Source organism: Hufsiella arboris, from assembly GCF_009834875.1.
GTDB lineage: Bacteria > Bacteroidota > Bacteroidia > Sphingobacteriales > Sphingobacteriaceae > Hufsiella_A > Hufsiella_A arboris.
This window is the reverse complement of record NZ_WVHT01000001.1, coordinates 92668-118243: the sequence shown is the minus strand read 5'-3', so window position 1 is coordinate 118243 and position 25576 is coordinate 92668. Positions and strand designations below refer to the sequence as shown.

21 protein-coding genes are annotated in these 25576 nt (G+C 41.8%); 9 read left to right on the top strand and 12 right to left on the bottom strand.

The window, feature by feature from the left end:
- Window positions 1-6: 6 nt before the first annotated feature.
- Genes GS399_RS00525 through GS399_RS00510 form a run of 4 tightly spaced genes read left to right on the top strand, consistent with a single transcriptional unit; the run spans window position 7 to window position 3831 of the window.
- Window positions 7-888 carry a hydroxypyruvate isomerase family protein gene (locus GS399_RS00525; RefSeq protein ID WP_160842552.1) on the top strand — a complete coding sequence of 294 codons (882 nt, stop codon included), beginning with the start codon at window positions 7-9 and terminating at the stop codon, window positions 886-888.
- 9 nt (window positions 889-897) lie between these two features.
- Entirely contained in the window at window positions 898-2217 is a 1320-nt protein-coding gene (locus GS399_RS00520) for a Gfo/Idh/MocA family protein (protein ID WP_160842551.1), read from the top strand.
- A 10-nt stretch (window positions 2218-2227) separates the two neighbouring features.
- On the top strand, window positions 2228-2950 hold the full coding sequence (locus GS399_RS00515) for a 3-keto-disaccharide hydrolase (protein ID WP_160842550.1): 723 nt from the start codon (window positions 2228-2230) through the stop codon (window positions 2948-2950).
- A gap of 8 nt (window positions 2951-2958) precedes the next feature.
- Entirely contained in the window at window positions 2959-3831 is an 873-nt protein-coding gene (locus tag GS399_RS00510; RefSeq protein WP_160842549.1) for a sugar phosphate isomerase/epimerase family protein, read from the top strand.
- Here the strand turns inward: GS399_RS00510 and GS399_RS00505 are convergent, their stop codons facing one another.
- The 8 genes from GS399_RS00505 to miaB all read right to left on the bottom strand — a co-directional run bounded on the left by GS399_RS00505 (window position 3832) and on the right by miaB (window position 12109).
- Window positions 3832-4617, bottom strand: a complete 786-nt coding sequence (locus GS399_RS00505; protein ID WP_160842548.1) for a mechanosensitive ion channel family protein — start codon at window positions 4615-4617, stop codon at window positions 3832-3834.
- A 217-nt stretch (window positions 4618-4834) separates the two neighbouring features.
- Window positions 4835-6472: a chaperonin GroEL gene (gene groL / locus GS399_RS00500; RefSeq protein WP_160842547.1), complete on the bottom strand. Its 1638-nt coding sequence runs from the start codon at window positions 6470-6472 to the stop codon at window positions 4835-4837.
- 73 nt (window positions 6473-6545) lie between these two features.
- Window positions 6546-6821: a co-chaperone GroES gene (locus tag GS399_RS00495; RefSeq protein ID WP_160842546.1), complete on the bottom strand. Its 276-nt coding sequence runs from the start codon at window positions 6819-6821 to the stop codon at window positions 6546-6548.
- Between the two features lie 219 nt (window positions 6822-7040).
- Entirely contained in the window at window positions 7041-7373 is a 333-nt protein-coding gene (gene secG, locus GS399_RS00490) for a preprotein translocase subunit SecG (protein WP_160842545.1), read from the bottom strand.
- 13 nt (window positions 7374-7386) lie between these two features.
- Window positions 7387-8883 carry a DUF8458 domain-containing protein gene (locus GS399_RS00485; RefSeq protein WP_160842544.1) on the bottom strand — a complete coding sequence of 499 codons (1497 nt, stop codon included), beginning with the start codon at window positions 8881-8883 and terminating at the stop codon, window positions 7387-7389.
- A complete protein-coding gene (locus GS399_RS00480) occupies window positions 8864-9379 on the bottom strand; it encodes an LptE family protein (RefSeq protein ID WP_160842543.1) in 516 nt (171 codons plus the stop codon). Before GS399_RS00480 ends, GS399_RS00485 begins: the two co-directional genes overlap by 20 nt.
- A gap of 9 nt (window positions 9380-9388) precedes the next feature.
- The gene (locus GS399_RS00475; RefSeq protein ID WP_160842542.1) at window positions 9389-10627 is read right to left on the bottom strand and encodes a sigma-54 interaction domain-containing protein; all 1239 of its coding nucleotides are present in this window, start codon (window positions 10625-10627) and stop codon (window positions 9389-9391) included.
- 63 nt (window positions 10628-10690) lie between these two features.
- On the bottom strand, window positions 10691-12109 hold the full coding sequence (gene miaB, locus GS399_RS00470) for a tRNA (N6-isopentenyl adenosine(37)-C2)-methylthiotransferase MiaB (RefSeq protein WP_160843228.1): 1419 nt from the start codon (window positions 12107-12109) through the stop codon (window positions 10691-10693).
- 79 nt (window positions 12110-12188) lie between these two features.
- Here miaB and GS399_RS00465 point away from each other — a divergent pair, with 79 nt between their 5' ends.
- A complete protein-coding gene (locus GS399_RS00465) occupies window positions 12189-13979 on the top strand; it encodes an AsmA family protein (protein WP_160842541.1) in 1791 nt (596 codons plus the stop codon).
- A gap of 46 nt (window positions 13980-14025) precedes the next feature.
- On the opposite strand, the gene GS399_RS00460 is transcribed toward GS399_RS00465, so the two are convergent.
- Genes GS399_RS00460 through GS399_RS00450 form a run of 3 tightly spaced genes read right to left on the bottom strand, consistent with a single transcriptional unit; the run spans window position 14026 to window position 17431 of the window.
- Complete coding sequence (locus GS399_RS00460; RefSeq protein ID WP_160842540.1) at window positions 14026-15096, bottom strand: branched-chain amino acid aminotransferase; 1071 nt, start codon at window positions 15094-15096, stop codon at window positions 14026-14028.
- Window positions 15097-15154: 58 nt separating this feature from the next.
- Window positions 15155-16447: an HAD-IB family phosphatase gene (locus GS399_RS00455; protein ID WP_160842539.1), complete on the bottom strand. Its 1293-nt coding sequence runs from the start codon at window positions 16445-16447 to the stop codon at window positions 15155-15157.
- 9 nt (window positions 16448-16456) lie between these two features.
- Entirely contained in the window at window positions 16457-17431 is a 975-nt protein-coding gene (locus tag GS399_RS00450; RefSeq protein ID WP_160842538.1) for an NAD-dependent epimerase/dehydratase family protein, read from the bottom strand.
- Between the two features lie 104 nt (window positions 17432-17535).
- On the opposite strand from GS399_RS00450, the gene GS399_RS00445 reads away from it, so the two are divergent.
- Together GS399_RS00445 and GS399_RS00440 are read left to right on the top strand one after the other, a co-directional pair.
- Window positions 17536-18717 carry a formimidoylglutamase gene (locus tag GS399_RS00445; protein ID WP_160842537.1) on the top strand — a complete coding sequence of 394 codons (1182 nt, stop codon included), beginning with the start codon at window positions 17536-17538 and terminating at the stop codon, window positions 18715-18717.
- A gap of 24 nt (window positions 18718-18741) precedes the next feature.
- On the top strand, window positions 18742-19890 hold the full coding sequence (locus GS399_RS00440; protein ID WP_160842536.1) for a TlpA disulfide reductase family protein: 1149 nt from the start codon (window positions 18742-18744) through the stop codon (window positions 19888-19890).
- Window positions 19891-19948: 58 nt separating this feature from the next.
- Here GS399_RS00440 and purD read toward each other — a convergent pair whose 3' ends face one another.
- Window positions 19949-21223 carry a phosphoribosylamine--glycine ligase gene (gene purD / locus GS399_RS00435; protein ID WP_160842535.1) on the bottom strand — a complete coding sequence of 425 codons (1275 nt, stop codon included), beginning with the start codon at window positions 21221-21223 and terminating at the stop codon, window positions 19949-19951.
- Window positions 21224-21337: 114 nt separating this feature from the next.
- On the opposite strand from purD, the gene GS399_RS00430 reads away from it, so the two are divergent.
- Both GS399_RS00430 and secA read left to right on the top strand, forming a co-directional pair.
- Window positions 21338-21967, top strand: coding sequence for a hypothetical protein (locus GS399_RS00430; protein ID WP_160842534.1), 630 nt, complete (start codon window positions 21338-21340; stop codon window positions 21965-21967).
- A gap of 208 nt (window positions 21968-22175) precedes the next feature.
- A complete protein-coding gene (gene secA, locus GS399_RS00425; protein ID WP_160842533.1) occupies window positions 22176-25478 on the top strand; it encodes a preprotein translocase subunit SecA in 3303 nt (1100 codons plus the stop codon).
- Window positions 25479-25576 lie beyond the last annotated feature (98 nt).

Genomic DNA, 25576 nt, shown 5'->3' with positions numbered 1-25576 from the left:
ATTAGTATGCAAAAGCAAAATCGCAGAGATGCAGTGAAAAGTATGCTTACTGGTGCGGCGGCCATTACTACAAGCACTATGTTATCATCATTCACAGGTTCTGAAAAGGAGTTAGGATATAAATTGCAGGGAAATATCAGGCAGTCGGTTTGCCGCTGGTGCTTCAATGATTTGTCTGTTGACGAGCTGTGCAAATACGCAAAATCGATCGGAATAAAAGGAATTGACCTTGTCGGTCCAAAGGACTGGCCTACACTGCAGAAATACGGGCTTGATTCTCCGATGTGTAATGGTGCTGAGATAAACCTGACTGACGGCTTCAGCCATCCTGAATATCATGATCAGCTTATCAAGAATTATTCGGAAATGATTCCACTGGTCGCAAAAAATGGTTACACAAACCTGATCTGTTTTAGTGGAAGCCGAAAAGGGCTTGATGACGAAACAGGTTGGAAGAACTGCGTTACAGGCTTGAAAAAGCTTCTCCCGCTTGCCGAAAAACATAAGGTCGTGCTGGTGATGGAATTGCTTAACAGTAAAATCGACCATAAAGATTACCAGTGCGATCGTACCTGGTGGGGCGCGGAACTTGCAAAACGCCTGGGTTCTGAAAACTTCAAACTTCTTTACGATATCTACCACATGCAAATTGATGAGGGAGATGTAATTCGGAATATCAACGATTATCATCAATACATCGCTCATTATCATACTGCAGGTGTTCCCGGCAGGCATGAAATCGATGATACGCAGGAATTATTCTATCCCGCTATTATGAAGGCTATTCTTAAAACCGGATTTAAGGGATATGTAGCTCAGGAATTTATACCTGTACAGAAGGACAAACTGGCTTCGCTAAAAAAGGCCGTCCAGATTTGTGACATTTAAAGTTCGCTGATGAGTCTTAATAGAAGAAAGTTTTTAGCAAACGGTTCAATTTATCTTGCGGGCTTAGGACTATCTTCCGTTTTTCCGCTGGAAGCTTTGGCGAGCCTCCGGAAGACGGTTTCTCCGAATGACCGGATTAACGTTGGCTTAATAGGTTGTAACGGAATGGGGTTTTCAGATCTAACCTCGATCCTGAAAAATAGCGAAGTATCTGTTGTTGCTTTATGTGACGTTGATGAGCGTGTTTTAGCGACAAAAACCGCCGACCTGGAAAAGGCCGGGATAAAAAAGCCCGTTTGGTACACAGATTACCGAAAGCTTCTGGAAAATAAGGACATTGACGCCGTTATTATCGGTACGCCTGATCACTGGCATTGCCTCATACTAATAGATGCCCTGGAAGCAGGCAAAGACGTGTATTGTGAAAAGCCGATTGCAAATTCCGTAGAGGAAGCGAATATTATGCTAAACGCGGTAAAACGGCACAAACAAGTTGTGCAGGTCGGGCAATGGCAGCGCAGCATGAAGCATTTTAATGATGCAGTAGCCTTTGTTCATTCCGGAAAGTTAGGTAACATCCGCCTGGTGAAAGCATGGTCATACATCGGCTGGAAAAAATCTATTCCTGTTGCACCTGATGAACCTGTTCCGGCAGGCGTTGACTATAACATGTGGCTTGGTCCGGCACAAAAACGGCCGTTTAATATTAATCGCTTCCACTTTAATTTCCGATGGTTTTGGGATTATGCCGGCGGCCTCATGACCGATTGGGGTGTGCATTTACTTGATTACGCCATCTATGGGATGAATGTTAAAGATCCGAAGTCAATAGTTGCATTAGGCGGAAAATATGCTTACCCGAATGACGCACAGGAAACGCCGGATACTTTGCAGACGATATATGATTTCGGTGGCTTTTCCATTTTATGGGAGCATGCAATGGGAATCGGCGGTGGCAACTACGGCAGAGATCACGGTATTGCATACATCGGCGATAATGGAACGCTCATTCTCAATAGGGGCGGCTGGGAAGTAATTCCTGAAGCTAAAAAGATGGAAGCGGTAAGTCTGATAAAGCCAAGTGACAACGGCCTGGATTTAAACACAACGAATTTTATCGATGTGATGAAATCGCGGGATTTATCGAAACTTAACTGCCCGATTGAAATTGGATACAATGCTGCATTGATTTCGCACCTTGGCAATATCGCCTATAAAACGGGTGAACGTATTTACTGGGATGCGGGTAAACAAAAATTTAATAATTCAAAAGCCAACGATTATTTGAAGGCTCAATATCATAACAGTTGGAAACTACCAAAGTCTTAACAGGACAGCTATGAGAAAATATTTAAGTGTGATTATTTGTTTAATGGCAATGGGAGCAAGCGCACAGGAAAATCATAAACCGGAAGATACTGAATATTTGACACCTGTTCCGAACGTGGTTACACCGGGAAAAGGGACAGCCGCGCCGTCTGATGCAGTTGTGTTATTCGACGGTACCGATTTAAAAAACTGGGAAACTAAAGACGGAAAGCCAGCTGCATGGGCCATGGCAGATAAGGCTGTAACCGTATCAAAAGGCGACATCCAGACCAAACAAAAGTTTACCAATTTTCAATTGCATATTGAGTGGCGCACTCCAGCAGAAGTAAAAGGAGAAAGCCAGCAACGTGGTAACAGCGGTATATTCCTACAGGATCGGTATGAGTTGCAGGTGCTCGACAATTACAACAACAAAACATATACTAACGGACAAGCAGGAAGCATATATAAACAATCCAGGCCATTAGTAAATGCTTGTCTTCCTCCGGGTGAGTGGCAAATCTACGACGTGATTTACACCGCGCCTGTTTTTGGAAAAAATGGTGATTTGATTGTGAAGGCCCGTGTAACTGTTCTGCAAAATGGCGTTTTGGTTCAAAACGGAACAGAGATCAGGGGAACAACAGAATACATCGGACAGCCGAAAGTTGAGGCTCATGGTGCTGCGCCAATTCGCCTGCAGGATCATGGCAATCCGGTAAGCTATCGCAATATATGGATTAGGGAATTATAAATTTTGGTATGACTACAAGAAGAAAATTTTTACAGCAGGCCGGACTTTTGTCGGCGGCTGTTGTTATCGGCCCTAAATTGGGTTGGGCAAAACCTTTAGGTAAGGCTGGGTTACAGCTTTATTCATTGCGTGAATACATCGGAAAAGATGTGAAAGGGGTTTTAAGTAAAGTGTCAAAAGCCGGCTACCAGCAGGTAGAAACTTATGGTTACAGTCCGAAAGATAAATTTTGGGGCTTGGAGCCGGCAGCATTCGCCAAGGTTTTGAAGGATAATGGACTTTCATCTTTTAGCGGCCATTATGGTCTGGATGATTATTTGTTAAAGAACAACGCAGATAATCTCAAATGGTGCATTGATGCTGCAAAAGCTGTTGGACAGAAATATATCACCATTCCATATTCGGGAGTTAAGACGGAAAGTGATTTCAAGGCACTTGCCGCCAAAATGAACGAGGCCGCTGCAATCTGCGGTAAATCTGGTTTAAAACTCTCTTATCATAATCATAACCACGAGTTTGCGAAGTTTGGTGATACAAGCGGTTATGAAATTTTACTAAGTGAAACCAACAAGGACCTTGTTAAGTTTGAGATGGATATTTACTGGGTTGTACGGGGTGGTAATGATCCTGTAGCACTTTTCAAGAAACATCCCGGCAGGTTTGCAATGTGGCATGTGAAAGATATGGACAGGGCCAATAAGGAGTTAAATACAGAAATTGGAAACGGCTCAATCGATTTTGTGTCGATTTTCAAAAACGCGAAACTGGCCGGGCTGGAACAAGCTTTCGTTGAGCAGGAAAATTTCAAAAATATCGATGCTTACGAGAGTATTACAAAAAGTGCAGGTTATTTAAAAACGAAACTGTTAAGTCTTACCTGATCAGGTACCAGGGAGCTTAATTCCTGCGCTCTTTAAGTCATTCATGAGCTTTTCCTGGATAGCTAATTTGCTGTCCTGGAAGCCATGAGCATTTACCCAAACGTTTACACCCAACCGGAACCCGTCTGGCTCAAGAGTTAAGACACCGACGCGTGGCTCAGGCTTCTTCATACATAATTTCATATCAGAAAGCGATTTTAAAATGATCGTTTTCACGTTTTCTGAGCTTTCTCCGAAACTAAACTTGAATTCGATATCTAACCTTCGCTTCCCCTGGCGACTGATATTAATAATCACTTCGTTAGATAATTTGCTGTTAGGAAAGATAACGGTCTTATTATCGTAAGTAGTTACTACTGTATAAAAAATTTGTATTGTTGTGACGGTTCCTTCCTGGCCCTGCGCGATGATATTATCGCCAACTCTGAACGGTTTTAAAATCAGTATAAGAACTCCGCTGGCAAAGTTTTGCAATGTGCCTGACAGTGCAAGGCCTGCTGCAACACCAAACGCGCCAATAATAGTTGTAAAAATGGTTAGTTGCAGACCGAGTATCTGCATTACTGCCAGCACAAGCATTACTTGAAGCGCAATTATCAAAATGCTTTGTAAAAAAGGCCTTAAAGATGGGTCAAATTCATGGTGATGCATTCGCCCGCCAAGCCATTTTTTTATTAGCCTGATAACCCATAAGCCAACGATTAAAACGAAAAAGGCCAGAATGATGTTCGGGCCATGAGCTAAAATCCAGTCGTAGCTCTTGTCGTAAAATTTGTTCAGGTTCATATCAAACGATTAGTGATGCAAGCAATTTAGGTGCTTCCAAGACCATCCATTCAAATAAGTGCGTTCGTGTTAACTGATAATGCCTCTTCATAATGACCTGTTAATAGTAAAAATTATGCCATCAACATGAATCACCGTTATTGCTGCTTAAAACAAGATCTAACAAAAAACCCTGTCCATTTTACTGAACAGGGTTTAAAAATATTAATGGTTGAAATTACATCATTCCACCCATACCGCCGCCCATTGGAGGCATACCTGCACCAGCAGGAGCATCATCAGGATCGTCGGCTAATACACATTCTGTAGTTAATAACATCGCAGAAATAGAAGCTGCGTTTTCTAAAGCTACACGACCAACTTTTGTCGGATCGATTACACCTGCACCGATTAAGTTTTCGTAAACATCAGTACGGGCATTATAACCATAGTCTCCAGTTCCTTCTTTCACTTTCTGAACAACGATGGATCCTTCGATACCAGCGTTCTCACAAATCTGGCGAAGAGGCTCTTCGATTGCGCGTTTAACGATCTGGATACCGGTAGTCTCGTCTTCATTAGCGCCTTTAAGGCCTTCTAAAGCTTCAATAGCGCGGATGAAAGCAACACCACCACCAGCAACGATACCTTCTTCAACCGCAGCGCGTGTAGCATGTAAAGCATCGTCAACACGATCCTTTTTCTCTTTCATTTCAACTTCAGTAGCAGCACCAACATAAAGAACCGCAACACCGCCAGCTAATTTTGCCAAACGCTCTTGTAGTTTTTCTTTATCGTAGTCAGAGGTAGTAGTTTCAATCTGAGCTTTGATCTGGTTAACGCGAGCTTTAATTGCTTCGCTATCACCTGAACCGTTGATTACTGTTGTGTTGTCTTTATCAACAACGATTTTTTCAGCCTGACCAAGGTATGAAAGATCAGCGTTCTCTAATTTGTAGCCTCTTTCTTCAGAAATTACAGTACCGCCAGTAAGGATAGCGATATCTTCAAGCATTGCCTTACGACGATCACCAAAGCCTGGAGCCTTAACCGCAGCAACTTTCAATGAACCACGGATTTTGTTTACTACCAATGTAGCTAAAGCTTCACCATCAAGATCTTCAGAGATGATCAATAATGGTTTGCCAGTTTGAACTTGTTTCTCCAGAACCGGAAGCAATTCTTTCATGCTGCTGATCTTTTTATCGTAGATCAGGATGTAAGCATTTTCCAATTCAGCTTCCATTTTATCAGAGTTGGTTACAAAGTATGGAGACAAGTAACCACGGTCAAACTGCATACCTTCTACAGTTTTAACTTCAGTTTCAGTTCCTTTAGCTTCTTCAACAGTGATTACACCGTCTTTGCCAACTTTGCCCATTGCTTCGGCAATTAATGAACCGATTACTTCGTCATTATTTGCTGAGATAGAAGCAACTTGTTTAATCTTATTATTGTCTTCGCCAACTGTTTGTGACTGGCTTTTCAGGTTTTCAACAACAGCAGCAACTGCTTTGTCAATACCACGTTTCAAATCCATTGGGTTCGCACCAGCGGCAACGTTTTTAATGCCGGCTGTCACAATAGCCTGAGCTAATACAGTAGCAGTTGTAGTTCCGTCACCTGCAATATCAGCAGTTTTAGAAGCAACTTCCTTAACCATCTGGGCGCCCATGTTTTCCAAAGGATCTTTTAACTCGATTTCCTTGGCAACAGTAACACCATCTTTAGTGATAGAAGGTGAACCGAATTTTTTATCGATGATCACATTACGACCTTTTGGACCCAATGTTACTTTTACGGCATTAGCAAGTGTGTCAACACCTTTTTTTAAGGCGTCGCGTGCTTCTACGTTGTATTTAACTTGTTTTGACATGTTTTAATAGAATTTTAAATTTTAATGATCAGATCATTGATGAGAATCGAAGCGTCCGCTTCAATCAATTGGTTTATAATACAGCGTAAATATCTGATTCACGCATAATCAAATACTCTTTACCTTCATAGGTAATTTCTGTACCTGAGTATTTTCCGTATAATACCTGGTCGCCAACTTTAACGGTAAGAGGCTCGTCTTTTTTACCTTCGCCAACGGCTACTACAGTTCCACTTTGAGGTTTTTCTTTAGCAGTATCAGGAATGTAAAGGCCTGAAGCTGTTTTCTCTTCAGCAGGAGCGGCTTCAACTACCACTCTGTCTGCAATAGGTTTAATATTCAATGCCATAGTATGGATTTATTAGTTTTTAATTTGCTAGTTATTCTCAGTAATTATGCCAATCAGCTCATTCTGCTGTAACTGGCCGGTTCATTGTCAAATTTTCACTTAATATGTCTTGGAGTTAACACTAACTTAATATATCGGTGTCATCGTGTCAGTGTGGACAGGTTAGGCTTAAAATAACAAAAGCTCCCGGAAGGAGCTTTTGACAATCTTAAAACTGATTTATTTTTTAGTGGTGTCTTTCGAAGCTGGCAGCGACATGATCGGAGCCGAAGCAGCTGGCTTATTAATCTGCTTTTGAATTTCGTCATTTTCGTTATTACGGTCACCACCTTTTGGGATGCTTACGTTAATTAGCAGGCAGATAACCATTAATGCGATCGTTAATACCCAGGTTCCTTTTTCAAGAAAATCACCGGTACGCTGAACGCCCATAACATTGTTTGATCCCGCAAAACCGGAAGCCAGGCCACCGCCTTTTGGATTCTGGATTAATACAAACAGTCCCAGCAAAAAACACACAATAATGGCCAGAATAACAAGTGCGATATACATATCTTAATTTTTCTTAATTTATTTTCTTTTCAATTTCCGAAATTCGGTCGGCAAAGTAAGGTTTTTTTTCCGGGAATTTCAAACTTAATTTTTTGTAAGTATCAATGGCTTTGTGATATAGCATCTGATCGGTATAAATCTGCGCGAGCGTTTCCGATATGATATCACCTGAATCCTCAGAACTCTTTCTTGCTTTGTTCTCCGTGTCGATTTTTTCCGGTTTGGGTGGTTTAATCTGGGGTTCTTCCGTTATAAATTTTTCTATAATCGCCTGCTCTTTATGTTTCGTTTCAAATTGTACGGTTTGTGTGTTGTTTTCGGGCGAATCTTCCGTGAGATGGGGTTCCTGAAGGTGGAATATGTTTTCAATGATCTGCTGGTTCAGTTCAGTAGCAGAGTTTTTTTTTACTGTAACACTTGCCGGTGAAAACGTTGGATTGGCATATGGCTGATAAGTATCAGCATGTTCATTACGGGTTTTTTGAAGCCACCATAAAAAAGTATAGGGCATCTTCTCGTCATGATATTTGGTTACCGGCTCTGAAACTTTCTGTTCGGCAGGAAGGTTTCTGGTTTCTTTTAACGGGTCTACGGCCGATCGGTCAAAAACAAAGTAATCAGCTCCTGCAATATTGTCGAATACCAACGGACTCTTTTCTACCTCTATGACATTTGGAATTTCCTGTTTTTCCGCTTCCTCAGTTTTTTCGGTAACCTGATTTTCAACATGCGAGAGATATTTCTCTTCCAGTTCCGCATCGCTGTTTTCCTCTACCTCGAGTTCCAGGTCTGGAATTACAGTTTCTGGTAAATATTCCGTGGTGTCAGACACAACCTCAGTTGCAGCCAGGTCGGGATCTTCTTCCGGTGGTAAACTAACTTCCAACGTTGCCGCTTCCATAACTTCAGACGAAAATATATCTTCCTCCGACTCGGTGTTTGGTTTAGCATTTTCATTCTCAGCCACAAATAAAGAGCTGTCCTGGATTTCGGTTGATTCAACCTCTTCGTCTATAGCATCTTCAACTGCGGCTGGTATCTCAGAGGTTTGTTCATATAGATCTTCCAGCGTCTCGCCAATTTGCTCTTGTGGCTCAATATGGTTGTCAGCAACTATTTCGAAATCATGATTGTCAACCGGAAGATTTGAGCCTGATAATATTTCGGCGGAAACACTTTCGGTAGATGCCTGATTGAAAAAGAATTCCGGTTGTTCAATTAACCGTTTTAGCAGCTTACGGTCAGGACTATAAATAGCTGCTAAAGGTAAAATTTCGTTATAGCCGTTACCTGTTGATTTGCTGGCGGCCGCCCGGATCATTTTCAGGGGCTGGCAATATGGATATTGGTTAACCAGTTCCTCCAATTCTGTCGGATCGATTTCAGGCTTGTTGACATTATCTGCGAAAGCGGATAATATCTTAGTAAACTGGTCTTTTCTGGTTAGCTGCTCCAAATCTTTTTCTTCAGGTTTTGAAACTACGAAATCATTACCAATTGGCAAAAGCACGATTGAAAATATCTTCGGTAAGCATTTGATTTATCGCCCGTATCAACGGTTGTTCCTGGGTTTGTACAGAACCGTCGTTTAACGAGAAATCTTTAAAACGCGAAAAAGTTTGTTCAAAACTATCCTCCTGTTTTAAAGTATTGGTATATTTTACGCTGACCGTGATGGTCAGCCTGTTTTGTGCTGCAGTAGAATTCCCGGTGATGGAAACAGGCTTGATATTATAATCAGTGATACGGCCTTCGAAGTTGGCATCGGCATCACCACGTACCAGGCTTAGTCTCGATTGATTCCTTACACGCTCTTTCAGTGCTTCTGTAAACGATTGGCTTAGATTCGGAACAACCAAAGGCGCATTGTTTTCAAAAAACTGAATAGAAACAGTTTTCATGTTTTCGGGAATGGATCCCCCGGTAAAATTGTATACGCCGCAGCTTTGTGCAATAAAAAGTAATGGCAAAAGTGCCAGGTATATTTTCTTTGAAATGGCAGTCATTATCAAACGTTAATTTAAATTCAGCTCTTTGATTTTACGATAAAGAGTACGCTCTGAAATCCCGAGTTCCTGCGCTGCCAGTTTCCGTTTGCCACGATGTTTTTTCAGCGCCTTTTTTATAAGGTCAGATTCTTTATCTATTAATGACAGGGATTCCTCAAATTCCTCGGCGTGATGCGTAATGTCAAAATTTGTTGTCGTTGGCTGACTTGGCTGATGAATAGTGAGCGTTGGCTGAGGAGTTTCTGTCGAAGGAAGTTCTATGTCGCGATAAAGCTGGTTGATCAATTGAGGATTAGAAATCTCGGCAGCATTTCCGCCACTTTGAATAATTTCTGCGACCAATTTTTTCAGCTCAACCATGTCGCGTTTCATATCGAACAGCACTTTGTAAAGTATATCCCGTTCAGACAAATCTTCAGCATGTGAACCGGGCTGGCTAATACGCATGGGCAGGTTGGAGCGTCCGTCAGTCGGAATATAATTTGCCAATATCTGCGCGGTAATATTCCTTTCACGCTCTAACACTGCGATTTGTTCGGCGATGTTTTTCAGTTGCCTCACATTTCCCGGCCAGTTGTAATTCATTAAAACCTGCTGCGCAGATTCGTCGAGCTGAACGTTTGGGCTGCGATATTTATCAGTAAAGTCAGCGATGAATTTCCTGAAGATCAGGTAAATGTCTTCCTTCCTGTCGCGAAGAGCCGGAATGCGTAACGGAACGGTGTTCAGCCGGTAATACAAATCTTCCCTGAATTTTCCGTCCTTAACAGCATCGTAAACATCAACGTTTGTTGCGGCGATAACCCTTACATTAGTTTTTTGCACTTTTGAAGACCCCACACGTAAGTATTCGCCGGTTTCTAAAACACGCAGGAGCCGGGCTTGTGTACCCAAAGGAAGCTCGGCAACTTCGTCGAGAAAGATAGTGCCTCCGTCAACAACTTCAAAATAGCCTTTACGTGCCTCATGAGCGCCGGTAAATGAACCTTTTTCATGACCGAAAAGCTCGGAGTCAATAGTTCCTTCCGGAATTGCACCGCAGTTTACCGCGATAAAAGGCCCATGTTTTCGTGAGCTTAATGAATGAATAATGTGCGAAAAAACTTCTTTACCACTGCCGCTTTCACCGGTTATTAATACTGAAATATCCGTTGGTGCAACCTGGCGCGCAATATCAATTGCCCTGTTTAATAAGGGCGAGTTTCCTATAATGCCGAACCGGTTTTTGATATCCTGAATATCCATTAAAAATCAAGTATTTTTAAGAATCCAGATGACGACCGGCAAAGCCGCATCTGATAAATTGGTTTAAATAATTCTGCCGATCAGCGTTGCAGTAGTGCAATACTCAGCAAGTACCGTAACATAATCGCCTGGTTTAAATTCACCTGCTTTCGGAAATACAACCATCGCATTCTGATCGTTTCTTCCGCAGAAGTCCTGATCTGATTTTTTTGATAAGCCTTCGATCAAAACAACATGTTCTTTGCCAACTTGCTGTTGCAGGCGATAGTGTGAATGTTCGCGCTGAAGATTCATTACCTCGGTGTGACGGCGTTTTTTTACCTCTTCCGGAATATCGTCCGGGTACCGTTTTGCAGCTAATGTGCCCGGTCGTTCAGAGTAAGCGAACATATATGCGTAATCGTATTTTACGAACTCCATCATGCTTAACGTTTCCTGATGTTCCTCTTCGGTTTCGGTACAAAAACCAGAAATAACGTCCGTTGAAATTGCGCAGTTCGGAATAATCCGCCTGATTGCATTAACCCGATCCATATACCAATCACGGTCGTATGTACGGTTCATTATATCCAGTACACGGCTGCTTCCCGATTGTACCGGCAGGTGAATATAGTTACAGATATTGTCGTATTTGGCAATCACATAAAGAACTTCGTCAGTAATATCTTTCGGATGTGAGGTTGAAAACCGTACCCTGAGCTTAGGATCAACAAGTGCTACCAACTCCAGTAAACGGGCGAAGTTTACATGTTCGCCGGTTGTTTCGTCCGTCCATTTGTATGAATCAACATTCTGTCCCAGTAACGTCACCTCTTTGTAGCCTTCTGCAAATAACTGGCGTGCTTCGTCAAGTATAGAATGCACATCGCGGCTACGCTCGCGGCCACGTGTAAAAGGAACTACGCAGAACGAGCACATATTATCGCAGCCACGCATGATCGATATAAATGCTGTGATGCCGTTAGAATTTAAGCGGACGGGACTGATGTCAGCATATGTTTCCTCTCTTGAAAGAAGAACGTTAACGGCACGCGCGCCATCATCAACCTGGTCGATAAGGTTTGGTAGATCGCGGTAAGCATCCGGTCCAACAACCACATCAACAAGCTTTTCTTCTTCCAAAAATTTCGATTTCAGGCGTTCGGCCATACAACCGAGCACTCCGATGGTCATACCTGGGTTGGATTTTTTTGCGGCGCCAAATTCTTTTAACCGGTTGCGAACACGCTGTTCCGCATTTTCGCGGATCGAGCAGGTATTTATAAAAACAACATCGGCCTGCTTATAATCTTTCGTGGTTTCAAAGCCATTGTCCAACATGATAGAAGCCACGATTTCACTGTCTGAAAAGTTCATCTGGCAACCATAACTTTCTATGTACAATTTGCGGCTAACAGTCTTTTCAGCGTCGATTTCAAGCATTAACGCTTCTCCCTGACGCGCTTCATCGTGCTCTTTTTCACTAATCCCGGTATTAAACATCTCGATAAATTTGGATGGCAAAAATACTAAAATTTAAACAAAATGACAGTTTGTCAGCTTTATAAATATATTTTTTAAAATGCAGTTGACAAATAACAAGAAACCTGTTAGCAGGATCTGGAAATGGCTGGCGGGTATGCTGTTAGTTATAATCGCAATCTTAGGCGGAATTTATTTTTATATTAACATTCATTGGAAGCCGATCATTACTGAAAAGATCAAATCAACGGTCAAGATCGCAAGCAAAGGCTTGTATGATGTAGCTTACCAGGATGTATCAATTAACATTTTCACTGGAAATGTTGGTTTCAGCAAACTTACTTTGAAGCCCAATTACCAGGTTTATGAAAAATTAAGGGCCCAAATGGAAGCGCCTAAACATATTTTCGAGCTCGATCTTTACGGGCTTTTGCTTAATAACATCCATCCATGGAATATCTATAAAAACAAGGAGCTAGATATCAAATCTATCGTGATTGAAAAGCCGGTAGTTAAAATGATCTATCGCGATGTCAAAGTAAAGGGCGATTCACTTAAAGATAGTCAAACTCTCTATCAACGTATTTCTAAAACGCTGAAATCGATTAAAATCGGGTCCATTGTTATTGATGAGGCCGACTTTAACTATATCGACAGAACGCAAAAAACTGCCAGGCAAAGAGGATTGAAAAACCTCTCAATAAAAATTACAGACATCTTGGTTGATTCGGCCGCAGATAAAGATAAAAGCCGGATTTATTACACAAAAGACATTTTTTTATCACTAAAAAACCACCAGTTTAATACCAAAAATGGGCTTTATACCATCAGGGTTGGCGAAGTTACATCATCGATAAAAGATCAATATGTGAGATTGAAAAACTTGCGCGTTAAGCCTAGGTACCAGGAACTGCAATTTGCAAGGAAATTTAAATTTCAGCATGATCGCTATGATATGTTCTTTAAAGACGTCATTTTTAACCATGTCGATGTCGCCAAAATAAATTTTGAAGAAAAAATCCATGCAGGAGCGTTGATCATTAACGGGGCAAGTATTAAAGTGTTTATGAGCCGTGAGTTACCCCCGGTTACGTTTGATAAAGGCCGTAATTACCCGCATATGGCTTTGCGGCGATTGAAGATTGACACCAAAGTCGATACAGTTTTAATCAGAAATACTGCAATCAGTTACTCCGAATATAACCCGAAGTCGGGCAGAGTAGGAACTGTTTCATTCAAAAACTTTAAGGCACAGATCTTAAACGTGACCAATGATCCTGCCAGTTTAAAAAAGAACCACTGGGCAAGGGCGCAGATTTCAACCATGTTAATGGGCAAAGCACTGCTAAACGTGAACTTGAATTTAAATCTTATTGCAAAAGACGCTGCCTTTAATTTCAACGGAGTACTGGGAAAAATGGACATGACTGATCTAAATTCACTTACCAGGAACATGTCATTGGCAGAAATTCAATCCGGCGTTATTCAAAAAGCGCTGTTCAACGTTTCCGGAAATTTACGTACATCTACAGGTGAGCTAAGATTGTATTACAACAATCTGAAGGTTAATATCCTTAAAAAAGATGAGGAAACGAATAAGATTGAGAAAAAGGGATTTCTTTCAACGCTGGCTAACGCGCTGTTGGTAAAAAACGATAATCCTGATAAAGACGGCAAACTTAGAATTGGCAAAACCATTGCAACACGCGATAATTCCGGCTCCTTTTTTAACCTGATGTGGAAGAGTGTTTTTAACGGAGTAAAGGAAAGCGTCGGCGTTACATTGGACGATGTCGATAAAGTGCAGGTTAAGGAAAGTAGAAAGGAAAAGCGTAAAGAAGAAAGAAAACAGCGCAGGGAGGAACGCAGGATGAAAAAGGCAAACAAATAAAAAGAGCATGCTTAAACAGGCATGCTCCTATAAATTATTAAAAAAACTAAATGATATAATTCCAGCCAAACTGATCCTCAGTCAGGCCGCTTCGAATATCGTTTAATGCTTTATTCATTCTGTTAGAAAATTCGCGAGGCGAAGATTCATTCAATTTATACAACTTTTCGTTATAGCCTATTTCAGCAATCGGAATAATGGTGGCGGCGGTTCCCACGCCGAAAGCCTCGGTAACTCTTCCGGATTCTATTCCTTCAACAACTTCAGATACGGAAATACGTCGTTCTTCAACGGGGATGTTCCAGCTTTTAGCGAGCTGAATAACACTGTCGCGGGTAATCCCTTTTAAGATCGTATCACGTGTTGATGGAGTGACCAATTTACCTTCAATGATGAACATGATATTCGCGGCGCCTAATTCTTCGATATACGCATGTTCTTTCGAATCTGTCCAGATTAATTGGTCGTAACCTTGTTTCGCCGCTTCTCTGGCAGGTAAAAGTGAACCGGCGTAATTGCCGGCTGCTTTTGCATAGCCGAAGCCTCCTTCGCAGGCACGAGAAAAATCAGTCTCAATTTTAACCTTCAATGGTTTTGCAAAGAACGGCCCAACCGGACTGGTAAGCACCATGAATTTATATGTTTTGGATGGTTGAACACCCAAAGCAGGATCTGTTGCAAACATAAACGGCCGGATATATAAAGCATGATTGGGCTTGCTTGGAATCCATGCGCGGTCGATATCTACCAAAGCAGCTATCGCCTGTACAAAAATATCTTCCGGTAAGTGAGGCATACTTAAACGCTCGGCTGATTTATTCGATCGTTCTGCGTTTTTGTCGGGGCGGAAAATTCCGACTTTGCCGTTTGGAAAGTTATATGCTTTTAAGCCTTCAAAAAAAGCCTGGCCATAATGTAATGCAGAGATAGCCGGGCTTAAAGGCAATTCACCATAGGGAAGGATCTGGAAGTTTTTCCATTCACCATCCTCGTAGTCAGCGCAAAACATATGGTCTGTAAAGATTTTTCCAAAAACAAGGTTTTCAAAACTGGTTTCTGATAATCTTGAATGCTCAACTTTCGTTATCTGTATGTCCAGGGTGTCTGTTGCGTTCATCGGTTTGTATATTGAGGAATTACAAAAATAGAAGATTTGATGCAATTAGAGGCATTTATTAATATAAAATCCTGAATTTCACCGTGTGTTCTATTTGCTTCAGCTCCTTTAAAATTTGCTTGTCATATTCCGTATTTACATCAGTAATTGCATATCCGATGAACGAATTTGTCATCAAAAACTGACTGACAATATTGATATTATTTTTTGCGAATACCTGGTTGATCTTCGCCATAATTCCCGGTACGTTCTGATGAATATGGATAAGCCGGTGTGCATTGTCCACTTTTGGAAGCTGCAGGTTGGGAAAGTTGCAGCTTAGATAAGTATCCCCATTGTTGATGAAAGAAGCTACACGTTTCGGAATAAATTCCGTGTTTCTCGGGTTGTTTTTTGTATCATCGAAAACGACGATGCCTTGTTTTGTACATAATTCATGCGAAAACTTATTACGGCTGTTACCTAAATAACCAATCGTTTTAAGTTTAGCGGCCCGTTGCAGCTGGTCATCTGTGATGATCTCTCCATTCGCAAGGATTATCATGCCAGCATCAGCCACATATTTCTCTTCAAATGACTGTTTATGACGAATAGAGAAGCCATCGCGTTTTAAAATCTGGATTGCTTGCTCCGAAACATCGCCGATCAGCAGGCAAAGAATGCGGTTTTTGGGATAGGAAATCGCGCGCGGCAAATTATTAAGATACAGGAACTCGTCAAAACTCGGGGTAACATGATCCGCTTTTGCCGCCACTGTTTTACGCTCAATGTTTTCAGTATAAGCGAAAAATTTTTTGATCATTCCAAATTCCTTCAGCTGGAAATCCGAATGTCCGTCGCCGATGCCGTAAATGTCACCGGGAAGCTGAAGCTCCTTTAATAGCTTAACCTTTCCGCCTTCCTGAGAAAGTGGATTGCTGTCATCGTAGCCTATTATTTTGCCTTCGTCGTTAAAAACAAAGGTATTGGCATAAATATTTTCCTTTTTGATATGATAGTCGAGTACCACCGGCGTGATGAATTCTTTAAAACCACCCGAGACGATCAACACATCGTCAGCATGTTTTTTGAAGAATGTTTTATTGCGCGAAAACGAAGCGGAAACTTTTTTCTTAAGATGTTTAACCAAAAGATCAAGGTGCTCGCGGGTTGCATCGAGTAATTGAACGCGGCCAGTCAAACTTTCGCGAAAAGAGAGCTTGCCCTCCATTGCTGCGTTAGTTAAATCTTCAATTTTTTTATAGATTTCATCGCGCTGAGGATGTTTTTTTAGCGAAATCCTGGCTAACTCATCAAGAGCTTCTACTTGAGTGAAAGTGCTGTCAAAATCAATGATATAGTAGTTCTTCACGTTAAGCGGTTATTTTTTCGGTTGCAAAGTTGCGCATATTTCCTTGATGGAGCGTGACAAAGGTTTGAATTCAAAGCCCGGCAAAGCCGACTTGATTTTAGCATTTGAATAATTCTGATGTTTAAAAGCGCTTCGGGCAGTGTCTTTGGTTAGGCCAAGCGTTTTGCCGGACAGCAGAGAGGTCAGCTTCGAGAAGCGCCAGGCCAGGCCAAGCATCCAGGGCTTAGCTTCGATAGGCGGCGGCTTCATAGAAAATCCACGCGCCGTTTCCGAGAAAAGTTCCTTGTAGGATAAATTTTCAGAATTCACGATAAAGCGTTCGGAGGTAACGTCACTTTCCATTAAGCTTATCATGATTGACGCAACATCTTCCACGTCCACCAATCCGCACGAGCCATCAGTATAAAATTTGAGGCCGTCACGTACTGTCGTGAAAAGCTGCCCACTTCCCTTTTCTCCCGCAGCGCTTCCAATTATCAATGACGGATTTACAATCACCGCGTTTAAGCCTTCGGCGATGCCGCGCCAGACTTCCATTTCGGCTTCGTATTTTGAAATGGCGTAAGCGTTTTGACTATTATTAAATTCCCAATAATCGTTTTCGGTTATCAACTGACCAGGTTTTCCATCGCTAATAGCGGCTATCGAACTGACATGGACGAGCTTTACCTGTCCATGCTCGAGGCAGGCATTTACTATGTTTGCGGTTCCGGTTGCGTTAATTTTAACCAGTTTTTTTTTGTCTGAAGGATCAAACGAGATAAAAGCCGCACAATGGTATATCTTGTCAATACCGTCAAGGGCAAGTGCCAGCGAATCGTAATCCAGTATGTCTGCGTCCAGCCATTCGATATTCTTTTCGGAAAGCGATGCTGGGATTTGTGAGGTGTTTCTTTTGATGGCACGGATAGGATAGCCTTTTTTCAGCAACTGGCTAATTAATTCTGAACCAAGAAATCCTGTACCTCCGGTAACTAAAACCATGGAATTTTAAAATGCTTTCAAAAGTAAATTTTTAAAGTGGATATTTGGTGCAAAAGATGAGCTTGCCGGAGGGTGAAATGTTGCCGGCAAATTAAAACAAATACATGTCGTTAGCAGATTTCTTTAGTCCGGTTAATCTGGATAAACTAACTCCCAAAGCAGGCTTTTATTCAAGCCAGTTAGGTAATTTAATTGATATACATAGTGCCAGTTTTCCGGATATCGAAGGTCAGACACCGGACATAGCGTTAATAGGAATACTCGACGACCGGCATGCTCAAAATAACCAGGGTTGTGCACTGAGTCCTGATTATATCCGTGAAAAATTCTATTCATTGTATTCCGGGCCTTACCAGGTAAAAATTGCAGACCTCGGAAATATAAAAGCCGGCGAAAAGGTGTCGGATACGTATGCGGCTGTGAAACTTGTGGTTTCAGACCTAGTAAGAAAAAATATCATGCCCGTCATTTTAGGTGGAGGCCAGGATATCACCTATGCGCAATACCTGGCATATGAAAAGCTGGAGCAGAAAGTCGACCTGGTAGTTATTGATTCGCATTTTGATCTCGATGAAACCGATGAAGACTCAATTGAGGCGACATCTGGAAATTACCTGAATAAAATATTTCTGCATCAGCCTAACTACTTGTTTAATTACAGTAATATCGGTTATCAAACTTATTTCGTTAACCAGGACAGCCTCCGGGTAATGGAGAAGTTGTATTTTGACGTTCACAGGCTTGGGGATTTTAGCGGAAAAGTTCACATTGCGGAGCCAATCATCCGAAATGCCAACCTGATCAGTTTCGATATATCGGCCATCCGTTCTTCGGATGCTTGTGCGAACGGCAATGCGACACCGAATGGTTTTTATGGCGAAGAAGCCTGTCAAATAATGCGTTATGCCGGCATGAGCGATAAATTGTCCTCTATTGGCCTCTATGAATTTAATCCGGCATTTGATCAAAACGGGCAAACGGCGACATTGCTCGCACAAATGCTTTGGTACCTGACAGACGGTTACTATAATAGGAAGAAAGACTTTCCGCTGCAGCCTAAGTCGCAGTATCTTATTTATAAAACATCACTAAAAAATAACCAGCATGAACTGGTGTTTGTAAAGAGCAAAAAATCGGATCGATGGTGGATGCAGGTACCTTACCCGGTGGGTGTGTCAAAAAACGAGCGATTCCATTTGGTGCCCTGCCAATATGAAGATTATCAGGTCGCCGTGTCAGGTGAGATGCCGGATTTGTGGTGGCGTACGTATCAAAAATTAGTGTAACTTCGTGTAAATTTCAATGTGTTTATGAATGTTTTCAAAGTATTAGTTCCTGCCTTAGTGCTCGTTCCATCTGTTTTGCTGGCCCAGCAGAACTACGTTCTTAAGGGTAAGGTCGGAAAGCTAAATTCTCCGTCGAAGCTTTTTCTGACCTATAGCGAAAGTGGCGAACGCCAAGTTGATTCGGCATTATTAAAAGATGGGTCTTTTGAGTTTAAGGGAACTGTTCAAAATATTACTCAGGCTGCTTTAGTGGTCGATTATAAAGGTGTCGGTATAGCTAATCTGGATAGAAAAGCTAAGCAAGACGTGCTTTCAGTATATCTTGCTAATGGTACCACGTCTGTAACATCGGCTGATTCATTGTTGAACGCAAAAATTTCAGGTACTAAAGTTAACGAAGACGGGCAGCAATACCAGGCTTTGTTAAAGCCTGCAACTGCTAAAATCCAGGCGATTAACCAGGAGTATATGAGTGCGACTCCGGAGCAAAAGCAGTCGAAAGAATTTTCTGATAAACTGGAAAAGCGTTATAATGAAGCGGTCGATCAGCTAAAGGCATCGTCAAAAGCGTTTATTCAAAAAAATCCGTCTAGCTATGTAAGCCTTGTTGCCTTAGCTAGTATTGCCGGCGGCCAGCCAGATGTTGCCGAAATTGGTCCGTTATTTAAAAGCTTGTCCGCCGATCTTAAGTCAACGGATTTAGGTAAGCAGTTTGCAACGTTAATTGACGCTGAAGCAAAAACAGGAGTAGGAGCGGTAGCAATGGATTTTACTCAGAACGATAGTAATGGAAAGCCTGTAAAACTTTCAGATTTCAAAGGCAAATATGTTCTGGTCGATTTTTGGGCATCCTGGTGCGGACCTTGCCGACAGGAAAATCCTAACGTGGTGAAAGCTTATAACCGATTTAAGGACAAAAATTTCACTGTTCTGGGTATATCGCTTGACAGGCCGAACGGCAAAGAAGCCTGGCTGAAAGCCATTAAAGATGATGGCCTCGCCTGGACTCAGGTATCAGACCTGAAATTCTGGAATAATGAAGTAGCGGTAATGTATGGGGTCCGTTCAATTCCTCAGAATTACCTTATCGATCCAGCAGGTAAGATAATTGGAAAAAACCTTCGCGGCGAGGAATTGGAGGCCAAGCTGGAAGAGGTGACAAAGAATATGTAGAAAGATAATATTGCTAACAAGAAAAGCCGGTGGATAGCCGGCTTTTCTTGTTTAAGAGTTACAGTAAATCAAATCCGATATCATTTCTAAAGTATCGGGCGTCGAAATAGATTCTGCCGGCATCGGCGACAGCCTGCTGGACAGCATTAAACATGGTATCCTGTAAAGATGTCACCGCTAGTACTCTTCCGCCGGCTGTTTTAACGATTCCGTTTTCGGATTCCGTTCCGGCATGAAATAAAAACGATTCATGAACATTTTCCAGGCCTGTTATGGTTTTGCCCTTCAAATACTCGCCGGGGTATCCACCTGCTACCAGCATAATGGTGGCTGCAGTTTTGTCTGATATTTTCAATTCGAGCTGATCCAATGTTTCGTTGGCGACTGCTTCGAGCAGCTCAACAAAATCGGATTCAATACGAGGCATAACGCTCTCGGTCTCCGGGTCGCCCATGCGGACGTTATACTCGATAACATGCGGCTCGCCGGCATCATTCATCAGCCCGATAAAAATGAAACCTTTATAAGGAATTTCATCCTTTTTTAAACCGTTTATCGTGGGTATAACAATCCGTTCTTCTACCTTTTTCATGAAAGCTTCATCCGCGAAAGGAACAGGTGAAATAGAGCCCATTCCACCAGTATTTAGCCCGGTATCGCCTTCGCCGATGCGTTTGTAGTCTTTTGCTTCAGGTAAAATTTTATAGGATTTTCCATCTGTCAGCACAAAAACAGAAAGCTCAATTCCTTTTAGGAACTGCTCAATGACAACAGTATTGCTGGCTTCGCCAAATTTAGAATCTTCAAGCATTGCTTTTAATTCCGTTTGCGCTTCGTCAAGACTTTGGCAAATTAATACGCCTTTGCCAGCGGCCAGGCCGTCGGCTTTTAATACAACAGGTAAGGAATGATTTTCCAAATATTCAATTCCCTGGCTAAGAGTTCCCCTGGTAAATGATTTGTAAGAGGCCGTCGGTATTTGATGGCGCAGCATAAATTCTTTCGAAAAATCTTTGCTTCCTTCGAGCGTGGCGCCAAGTTTTTGTGGCCCTATTACCGGTATGTGTTGTATTTCTTCATCCTCAAGAAAGAAGTCGTGAATACCTCTTACAAGGGGTTCTTCAGGACCTACCAAAATCAGGTTGATATCGTTATTAAGCGCAAATGTTTTTATAGCTGCGAAGTCGGTAGCTTTTATATTTACATTCTTGCCAAACGCAGATGTACCGGCATTGCCCGGTGCGATAAACAATTGCGAGCATTTTTCACTTTGGGATAGTTTCCACGCGAATGCGCTTTCACGCCCGCCCGAACCAAGTAACAGGATATTCATGAGGCAAAGATAGAACATTCAGAAGATGTGGCATGAAATGAGATAATCTTTAAAAGGTATTTTTTTGTTTTATAGATTTATTTAGTTTAGCCGCTTAAACCATATCACAACACAATGAAAAAATTTCTATTATTATCTTTTGTATTGTTTTCATTTTATGCAAAAGCTCAAAAGCAAACCTTTGAAAGTCCAAATTTAAAAGAAGCAGTTTCTAAACAAAAATTAGTAGCAATCATTCCTTTCGATGCCAAGATTACTTACAAAAAGCAACCTAAAAACTTCAGTGCTGAGGCTAACCGGGATCAGGAAAAAACTTTGTCTAAATCAATACAATCCAGCCTCTATACTTTTTTGTTGAGAAAAAGAGATGACTATCGTGTGCAAATACAAGATGTAGATAAGACAAACATTTTGTTAAAAAAGGCAGGGATAGTAGATAAGTTAGATGAGATGACTAAAGACGAGCTTGCTAAAATACTTGGAGTAGACGCTGTTCTCGGAGGAAAGTATGAGGTCGAACAAACGAAATCAGAAGCTGGCGCAATCGCTTCCACTATTATTATGGGAGGTTTTGGAGGCAAAACAGGAACGGGCACACTTACTCTTACATTAAATGATGGTGCTACCGGAGACCTGCTTTGGAGATTCTTCAAAACACTGGACGATAATATTACCACATCATCTGATGATTTAGTTGAGCACATGATGAGAAAAGTCTCTCGTAATTTTCCCTATTCAAAATAAGTTAATAACTTATCGATTAGTAAGCCGGCTATTAAGCCGGCTTCTTTATTTAATGACATTTTGTTCAGTCAGGTCCCTCGCTAGAGGTGTTCTTGTAATAAGTCCTTATAATTTTTCTTAGCTTTGCGCCGCGTTTGTGTCAATTTGGCTTATGGTATTCCCATGGCTTAATTGTTGAGTAAGTAGGGTTTTATTTTAACCAATTAACATGTTAGGTTTTTTAAGTAAATTATTCGGAAGTAAGTCGGAACGAGATATAAAAATAATTCAGCCGCTGGTTGAAAAAACGAAAGAAGAGTATGCCAAGTTATCATCATTATCTCATGATGAACTTCGCGCAAAAACCATAGATTTTAAAACGAGGATTAAAGAAGCGCTTGCTGAAATCGATTCGGAAATTTCAGACTTGAAATCAAAGGCTGAAACGCCGGATATGGATATCCACGAAAAAACTGAGCTTTACGATCAGATAGATAAATTAGGAAAAGATCGCGATAAAGAACTTGAAACGGTTTTATTGGCCATTTTACCCGAAGCGTTTGCGGTGGTGAAAGAAACGGCCCGTCGTTTCAGTGAAAATAAAGCGATTGAAGTTACAGCTTCTTCATTTGACCGTGAACTTGCGGCAAGAAAGCCAAACGTTATTATCAACGGCGATAAGGCTATTCACCATAATACATGGCTTGCCGCCGGTACAGAAGTTACCTGGAACATGGTTCATTACGATGTTCAGTTAATCGGTGGTGCGGTTTTACACCAGGGTAAAATTTCCGAAATGGCAACCGGTGAGGGTAAAACTTTAGTGGGTACACTTCCTGCATATTTAAATGCACTTTCCGGCCAGGGTGTCCATATCGTAACGGTGAACGACTATCTTGCACGTCGTGACTCGGAGTGGAATGGCCCGTTGTTCGAATTCCATGGATTAAGCGTTGATTGTATCGATAAACATGAGCCGAATTCAGAGGCTCGTCGTAAAGCTTATCTGGCAGATATTACATTTGGAACAAACAACGAGTTCGGATTTGACTACCTGCGTGACAATATGACTCAGTCGCCTGAGCACCTGGTGCAGCGTAAATTGCATTTCGCAATGGTGGATGAGGTTGACTCAGTGTTGGTTGACGACGCACGTACGCCGCTGATTATTTCTGGTCCGATTCCAAAAGGAGACGAACACGAATTTTATGAGCTTAAGCCGCGCATCGAACGATTGGTAACTGCGCAGAAGAATTTCATAACCGGAGTTCTAAATGAAGCAAAGAAGCAAATTAACGACGGTAAATCCGGCCCTAACGAAGGCGGTCTGGCTTTATTAAGAGCACACCGTGGTTTGCCAAAAAATAAAGCCTTAATAAAATTCCTAAGTGAAACTGGCGTAAAGCAAATTCTTACGAAAAATGAGAATTACTATATGCAGGATCAAAGCAAGGAAATGCCAAAAGTTGATGAAGAGCTATTCTTTGTTATCGACGAAAAAAATAACCAGGTTGAGCTTACAGAAAAAGGTATTGAGCTGATCACTGCGTCTGGAGAAGATCCTCATTTCTTTGTAATGCCCGACGTTGGTACTGAAATCGCTGAATTAGAAAAATCTTCGTTAAGCACTGATGAAAAGATTGCGAAGAAAGACGAATTAATGCGTGATTTTTCAATTAAATCTGAGCGTATCCATTCGGTAAACCAGTTGCTTAAAGCTTACACGCTTTTTGAAAAGGACGTTGAATACATTATCGACGAAGGAAAAGTAAAGATCGTAGATGAGCAAACCGGCCGTATCATGGAAGGCCGCCGTTATTCGGATGGTTTGCACCAGGCGATCGAAGCGAAGGAGAATGTAAAAGTTGAGGATGCAACTCAAACTTATGCGACTATCACGCTTCAGAACTATTTCAGAATGTATCATAAGCTTGCCGGTATGACCGGTACGGCGACTACCGAAGCCGGTGAACTTTGGGAAATATATAAACTTGACGTTGTTGAAATTCCAACCAACGTTCAGACACAGCGTAAGGATATGGAAGACATGGTTTACAGAACCATGCGCGAAAAATATAATGCTGTTGCTGATGAAATCGTTAAGCTCACCCAAGCCGGACGCCCGGTTCTGGTTGGTACAACTTCAGTTGAAATATCCGAATTATTGAGCCGTATGCTTAAGCTTCGCGGAATCAAGCATAACGTTTTAAATGCTAAACTTCACCAGAAGGAAGCAGATATTGTTGCGGAAGCAGGTCAGTCAGGAACAGTAACGATCGCCACAAACATGGCTGGTCGGGGTACTGACATTAAGCTGGGTGCCGGAGTAAAAGAAGCCGGAGGTTTGGCAATCGTTGGTACAGAAAGACATGAATCGCGGCGTGTTGACCGCCAGTTGCGCGGACGTGCCGGACGGCAGGGAGATCCGGGTTCTTCCCAGTTCTTTGTGTCGCTTGAAGATGATCTGATGCGCTTGTTCGGATCTGAACGTATCGCCAATATTATGGTTCGCATGGGCATCGAGGAGGGTGAAGTAATTCAGCACTCGATGATCACGAAATCGATTGAACGTGCACAGAAGAAAGTTGAGGAAAATAACTTTGGTATTCGTAAGCGTTTGCTCGAATATGATGACGTAATGAACTCTCAGCGTACGGTGATTTACGCGAAACGTAAGAATGCTTTATTCGGAGAGCGCCTCGACGTTGATTTGAACAACACAATTTTCGATGTTGTTGAAGACGTTGTAACTGAGTATAAAACAGAAGCGAACTTCGAAGGCTTCCAGTTAGAAGTAATCAGGTTGTTCTCGGTTGATCCGGAAATAGCAGAAGACGAGTTTAACAGCTCATCAGTCGTTAAACTTACCGACAAGCTATTTCACGAGGTTACAGAATTTTACCATCGTAAATCCGAAGCTATTGCCCGTCAAACGTTGCCAGTGCTGAAAGATGTGCTGCACGAACGCGGCGAATATATCGAACAGATCGTTGTACCGTTTACAGACGGCATTCGCGGCATCCAGGTTGCTGCAAATCTTAAAAAAGCTGTAGAAACAGAGGGTCGCGAAGTATTTAAGACTTTCGAAAAGACAGTGATACTTGCGCTGATCGACGAAGCCTGGAAAGAGCATTTGCGCGAAATGGATGAATTGAAACAGTCAGTTCAAAACGCCGTTTACGAGCAAAAAGATCCGCTTATCGTTTACAAGATTGAGGCGTTTGAATTGTTTAAACAAATGCTGGCAACGGTGAATAAAGACGTTGTAAGCTTTCTGTTTAAAGGCGGAATTCCAAATCAACAAGCAGAAGAAGTGCGTGAAGCCAAACCTCAACCACAGCAGGATCTTAGTAAGTTGAAGGTTTCAAAACCAGAGCTTGCACATGCTACTAATGGAGCTCCTGTTGAAGATACACGTGAAATTCAAAAGACGCAGCCTGTACGGGTTGAGAACAAAATCGGAAGAAACGACCCTTGCCCGTGTGGAAGTGGTAAGAAGTATAAAAATTGCCATGGAGTTGGCTTAGTTTAACATATCAAACAAGTTACATTGTTTTTGACATAATTTTTTCTCATATTTGATATAACTGCTTTATCCTATAAGTTAATAGAAAGCAATATTGCTTAGGC

Excerpts from the sequence above, each read along its gene's own strand:
- GS399_RS00495 (WP_160842546.1), bottom strand. The coding sequence starts at position 6,821 with ATGGCATTGAATATTAAACCTATTGCAGACAGAGTGGTAGTTGAAGCC.
- GS399_RS00430 (WP_160842534.1), top strand. The coding sequence starts at position 21,338 with ATGAAAAAATTTCTATTATTATCTTTTGTATTGTTTTCATTTTATGCA.
- GS399_RS00445 (WP_160842537.1), top strand. The coding sequence starts at position 17,536 with ATGTCGTTAGCAGATTTCTTTAGTCCGGTTAATCTGGATAAACTAACT.
- GS399_RS00515 (WP_160842550.1), top strand. The coding sequence starts at position 2,228 with ATGAGAAAATATTTAAGTGTGATTATTTGTTTAATGGCAATGGGAGCA.
- miaB (WP_160843228.1), bottom strand. The coding sequence starts at position 12,109 with ATGTTTAATACCGGGATTAGTGAAAAAGAGCACGATGAAGCGCGTCAG.
- GS399_RS00505 (WP_160842548.1), bottom strand. The coding sequence starts at position 4,617 with ATGAACCTGAACAAATTTTACGACAAGAGCTACGACTGGATTTTAGCT.
- GS399_RS00480 (WP_160842543.1), bottom strand. The coding sequence starts at position 9,379 with ATGACTGCCATTTCAAAGAAAATATACCTGGCACTTTTGCCATTACTT.
- secG (WP_160842545.1), bottom strand. The coding sequence starts at position 7,373 with ATGTATATCGCACTTGTTATTCTGGCCATTATTGTGTGTTTTTTGCTG.
- GS399_RS00460 (WP_160842540.1), bottom strand. The coding sequence starts at position 15,096 with ATGAACGCAACAGACACCCTGGACATACAGATAACGAAAGTTGAGCAT.
- GS399_RS00440 (WP_160842536.1), top strand. The coding sequence starts at position 18,742 with ATGAATGTTTTCAAAGTATTAGTTCCTGCCTTAGTGCTCGTTCCATCT.
- GS399_RS00450 (WP_160842538.1), bottom strand. The coding sequence starts at position 17,431 with ATGGTTTTAGTTACCGGAGGTACAGGATTTCTTGGTTCAGAATTAATT.
- secA (WP_160842533.1), top strand. The coding sequence starts at position 22,176 with ATGTTAGGTTTTTTAAGTAAATTATTCGGAAGTAAGTCGGAACGAGAT.
- groL (WP_160842547.1), bottom strand. The coding sequence starts at position 6,472 with ATGTCAAAACAAGTTAAATACAACGTAGAAGCACGCGACGCCTTAAAA.
- GS399_RS00520 (WP_160842551.1), top strand. The coding sequence starts at position 898 with ATGAGTCTTAATAGAAGAAAGTTTTTAGCAAACGGTTCAATTTATCTT.
- GS399_RS00475 (WP_160842542.1), bottom strand. The coding sequence starts at position 10,627 with ATGGATATTCAGGATATCAAAAACCGGTTCGGCATTATAGGAAACTCG.
- purD (WP_160842535.1), bottom strand. The coding sequence starts at position 21,223 with ATGAATATCCTGTTACTTGGTTCGGGCGGGCGTGAAAGCGCATTCGCG.
- GS399_RS00525 (WP_160842552.1), top strand. The coding sequence starts at position 7 with ATGCAAAAGCAAAATCGCAGAGATGCAGTGAAAAGTATGCTTACTGGT.
- GS399_RS00465 (WP_160842541.1), top strand. The coding sequence starts at position 12,189 with ATGCAGTTGACAAATAACAAGAAACCTGTTAGCAGGATCTGGAAATGG.
- GS399_RS00510 (WP_160842549.1), top strand. The coding sequence starts at position 2,959 with ATGACTACAAGAAGAAAATTTTTACAGCAGGCCGGACTTTTGTCGGCG.